The sequence below is a fragment of the Pseudomonas sp. PDM22 genome (genome assembly GCF_014851965.1).
Classification (GTDB): domain Bacteria; phylum Pseudomonadota; class Gammaproteobacteria; order Pseudomonadales; family Pseudomonadaceae; genus Pseudomonas.
Window position 1 is genome coordinate 1 of the sequence record NZ_JACVAR010000026.1, and the last position, 594, is coordinate 594.

Below are 594 nucleotides of genomic sequence, written 5' to 3' on the forward strand. Positions count from 1 at the left end.
CCTTTACTTCTTTTCTCTTTCCCTCTTCCCCCTTTCCCCCTTCCCTCTTCTTCCCTCCTCTTTCTCTCCCTTCCTCCCTTTCCTCTCCTCCCCCCTTTCCCTCTCCTCCTTCCTTTCCTCCTCCCCCCTTTCCCCTCCCCTTCTCTTCCTCTCCTCCCCTCCTTTCTTTTTTCCCCTTTCTTCCTCCCTTCTTCTCCCTCTTCTTCCCCCCTTTTCTTCTTTTCCCTCTCTTCTTTTTTCCCTTTCCCTCCCTCCTCTTTCCTCCTCCTCTCTCTCCTCTCCTTTCTCCCCTTCCCTCCTCCTCTTCCTTCTTTCCCTTCTTCTTCTCTCCTCCTCCTTCTCCCTCTTCTCCCTTCTCTTTCTCTTCCCCTTCCCTTCCCCCCTCCCCTTCCCCCCCCCCTCTTTCTTCCCCTCCTTCCCCCTCCCCTCCTTCCCCTTTCCTCCCTTCCCTCTCCCCCTCTCCCTCTCCCTTCTCCCCCTTCCCCTTCCCCTCCCCCCCTCCCCTTTCTCTCCCCCCCCCCCCTCTCTTTCTTCCTCCGTCTTCTCCCCCTTTCCTCTCCCCTCGCCCCCCCTCCTCCCGCCCCTCGCCCCTCC

Annotated in this window: 1 protein-coding gene; it reads right to left on the reverse strand. The window is 59.4% G+C overall.

Translation table 11 applies throughout. From position 1 onward, the window contains the following. Positions 1–3: 3 nt before the first annotated feature. The coding region (locus IB255_RS31345; protein ID WP_192211283.1) for a hypothetical protein at positions 4–594 on the reverse strand (591 nt) is incomplete at its 5' end.